Genomic DNA, 3,184 nt, shown 5'->3' with positions numbered 1-3,184 from the left:
TCAATCTCAACACCCTGACGCGGGGTGGAGCAGCCCGGTAGCTCGTCAGGCTCATAACCTGAAGGTCACAGGTTCAAATCCTGTCCCCGCACCCAAGGGTCTAACGAAACAGCCGCCTTCGGGCGGCTTTTTCGCGTTTTGGGCCTCACCAGAACGGTTTTGCGTCGACGAGATCTTCGAGCGCGTCGCGAGCCTGGGCCAGTAGGTCGGTTTCGTCGCCGATTAGCGCCACGCGGCCGGCGGCGTGGGCCAGGGCCTCGTCGCTGTGCGCGACGGCCGTGATCAAGGCTTGGCGGACATGGCGGTCGTTCAAGACGCCCAGCGTATCCTGAACGGCTTTCGCGGCGTCGAGAAAGCGCTCGGCGCGTTTGGGATGGTCCGGGAACAGCGCGCCAAGGTCCTCGGCGGCGTAGCGCAGGATCTTGCCCTTCAGGCGCAGCCTGTGCCGCTGGTGAGCGTCGAGCTCGTCGAAGCGTTTGGCGCCCTTTTTCAGCTGCTTGCGCCGATGGTCCAGGACCTCGACGGTGTACGCGGCGGCGGGACGGTCGCGACGCTCGGCCAGGTCCGGGGCGGTCGTCCAGGAGCCAGCTTCGAGCCAAGCGGCCGCTTCCAGCAGCACGTCGCGAGCCTCCGGGCTTTCCAGAGCCGCCTCCATGCGCAGATAGGCGTTGGCGCGCGCCGCATCGAGGGCGCGTTCGAAGTTGTCGCGGCCGGCGAAGGCCGCGCCGGGGGCCGCCTTGACCCAGACCTCGCCGACGAAGACGTCGAGGTCGCGGGCGGCGTCGAACTCGCCGGCCAGCCCATCGAGCGCCGCGTCCAGCCGAAGCGCGGCCGCGTCCTGGGCCAGGGGCTTGAAGATCTTGAGCAAGGCCCGCAGCCGGCGGCAGGCGACCCGCGCCTGATGGACGCTCTCGGGCTCGGGCCGCTCGCGCAGCGCTTCCAGGCTGGCGCAGAGGTGGGCGAGGTTGGCCCGGCCCAGCGCCTGCAGCGCCTCGCCGACGCTGACGCCAGGATCCAGCGTCGGGGCCTGCCGCTTCGGCGAGGCGCTCGGCGCGCCGGCGGCCAGGCCATAGCCGCGCTCGGCCTTGCTGACCAGCGACAGGCGCAGCGGCACGCGCCGGGCCAGCTGGCGCGCCAGGTCGAACAGGGCCCGGGGTTCGCCCGACTTCAGTTCCAGCTCCAGTTCGCAGACCGGTGCGCGCCGATCGGCGGCGCTGAGTTCGCCGCGGTCGAGCGCCGCCTCGATCACCGTCTCGCCGACCCGGATCAGGCGCACCACGCGTTCGACCCGGGTCGTGAAGACCGGCTTCAGGGTCTGGCCGGCCAGCATGGCGGCGGCCGGCGTGCGGGCCAGGGCGTCGCGGTCGGGCCCCGGGCCGGCGATCGGCTCCTCCCATTCGCCCCGCGAGAAGACTCCGCCAGCCGAGGCCGATTTCAAGGTCTGCTTGCGGCCGCCCTCGCCGTCGCGAACGCGCAGGCCGAAGCCCGCCTTGCGCAGCGTATGGCCGGGGGTGTCGAAATAGGTGGCGTCCAGCTGGCGCACCGCGCCCTCGCCCTTCAGCAGGGTCAGGGCCAGCGCCGCCGCCTCGGGCGGAATCAGGAATTTCAGCTCGATCTCGCGATCCATGGCCTGACCAACTCCCGCGGGGCCCTTCGGCTCCCAGCCCTATGCCGCCTGGCCGATGTCTTGCCAAGCGTCTTGCCAACTGTTTGACGCGGGTTCAAACGTGCGCGCCATGAGCAAGATCAACGCTTCGCCCCCCCCTCTCCATCTGGCGCGCCACGACTGGACGCTCGCCGAGGTGGAGGCCCTGTTCGACCGTCCGTTCATGGAGCTGGTGTTCGACGCCGCCAACGTCCACCGGACCTGGTTCGATCCCTCCGAGATGCAGCTGTCGCAGCTGTTGTCGGTCAAGACCGGCGGCTGCGCCGAGAACTGCGGCTATTGCAGCCAGTCGGCCCACTTCAAGACCGGCCTCAAGGCCGAGAAGCTGATGGCCACCGAGGACGTGGTGGCCAAGGCTCGGGCGGCCCGCGACGGTGGGGCCCAGCGCTTCTGCATGGGCGCGGCCTGGCGCGAGCTGAAGGACCGCGACCTGCCCAGGCTGGCCTCGATGATCGGCGAGGTTAAGGCCCTGGGCCTGGAGACCTGCGCGACGCTAGGCATGCTGACCGCCGACCAGGCCAAGGCCCTGAAGGACGCCGGCCTCGACTATTACAACCACAACCTCGACACAGGCCCGGACTACTATGCCGACGTCGTCACCACGCGCACCTACCAGGAGCGCCTCGACACCCTGGCCCACGTCCGCGACGCCGGCATGAGCACCTGCTGCGGCGGCATCGTCGGCATGGGCGAGCAGCGCCGCGACCGCGCCGGCCTGCTGCACCAGCTGGCCACCCTGCCGTCCCACCCCGACAGCCTGCCGATCAACGGCCTGGTGCCGGTCAGCGGCACGCCCTTGGGCGACAAGGTGCTCGGTGAGGGCAAGGCGATCGACTCGATTGAGTTCGTCCGCACCATCGCCGTCGCCCGCATCGTCTGCCCGAAATCGATGGTTCGCCTGTCGGCCGGCCGCGAAGGCATGAGCCGCGAGCTGCAGGCCCTGTGCTTCCTGGCCGGCGCCAATTCGATCTTCGTCGGCGGCAAGCTGCTGACCACCCCGCTGCCGGGCCAGGACGAGGATTCCAGGCTGTTCCAGGACCTGGACCTGAAGCCGATGGGCCAGGTTCGAGCCGAGGCCGTGGCGGCGGAGTAGTCGTTCAGCGTCCTTCTCGGCGCCGTGCCTCGGTCACGAGCCGATCCAGCACCGGCGTACGGCTGGGCGTCATCAGCTCGGCGCGCGCCTCGGCGAAGATCCGCCGGTTCTCGGCGCAAGTCGCCCGCATGGCCGCCAGCTCGGCGGGCGGGACCCGATGGGCCATCTGCTCGGCCTCGCGCTCGGCGCGGGCGGTGATCCGCTCCAGGTCGTCATAGAAATCGAGCATGGTTTTCGTGCGGTCGGTGAGGTGGCGCTGGCGCTTGCGGCGCGGCGGCTTGGATTTGGGCATGAGGGGCTCCTTTGAAATTCTTTGGGTGTCACTGGCCCCCTCCGCGCCTACGGCGCTCCTCCCCCGGAGGGGGAAGAAGGAGCCGCACGATCCTTCCGCCCCCTCCGGGGGCGGACGGCCGCGAAGCGGCCAG

The 3,184-nt window shown here is 70.2% G+C and carries 3 protein-coding genes, 1 tRNA gene and 1 pseudogene; 2 read left to right on the top strand and 3 right to left on the bottom strand.

The window, feature by feature from the left end; genetic code table 11:
• Positions 1 to 18 precede the first annotated feature (18 nt).
• Positions 19 to 95: transfer RNA gene (locus ASC70_RS04035), tRNA-Met, on the top strand.
• Between the two features lie 50 nt (positions 96 to 145).
• Here ASC70_RS04035 and ASC70_RS04030 read toward each other — a convergent pair.
• Positions 146 to 1,627: a CHAD domain-containing protein gene (locus ASC70_RS04030; protein WP_056046696.1), complete on the bottom strand. Its 1,482-nt coding sequence runs from the start codon at positions 1,625 to 1,627 to the stop codon at positions 146 to 148.
• 109 nt (positions 1,628 to 1,736) lie between these two features.
• On the opposite strand from ASC70_RS04030, the gene bioB reads away from it, so the two are divergent.
• Positions 1,737 to 2,759, top strand: a complete 1,023-nt coding sequence (bioB, locus tag ASC70_RS04025) for a biotin synthase BioB (RefSeq protein ID WP_056046694.1) — start codon at positions 1,737 to 1,739, stop codon at positions 2,757 to 2,759.
• A 4-nt stretch (positions 2,760 to 2,763) separates the two neighbouring features.
• Here bioB and ASC70_RS04020 read toward each other — a convergent pair whose 3' ends face one another.
• Together ASC70_RS04020 and ASC70_RS25870 are read right to left on the bottom strand one after the other, a co-directional pair.
• The gene (locus ASC70_RS04020; protein WP_056046692.1) at positions 2,764 to 3,051 is read right to left on the bottom strand and encodes a hypothetical protein; all 288 of its coding nucleotides are present in this window, start codon (positions 3,049 to 3,051) and stop codon (positions 2,764 to 2,766) included.
• Between the two features lie 28 nt (positions 3,052 to 3,079).
• A pseudogene (locus tag ASC70_RS25870) lies at positions 3,080 to 3,184 on the bottom strand (hypothetical protein); the annotation flags it as partial.

The organism is Caulobacter sp. Root343 (assembly GCF_001425745.1).
GTDB lineage: Bacteria > Pseudomonadota > Alphaproteobacteria > Caulobacterales > Caulobacteraceae > Caulobacter.
Note: the sequence above shows the minus strand (reverse complement) of the source record. Positions and strands in the feature narration are given on the sequence as shown.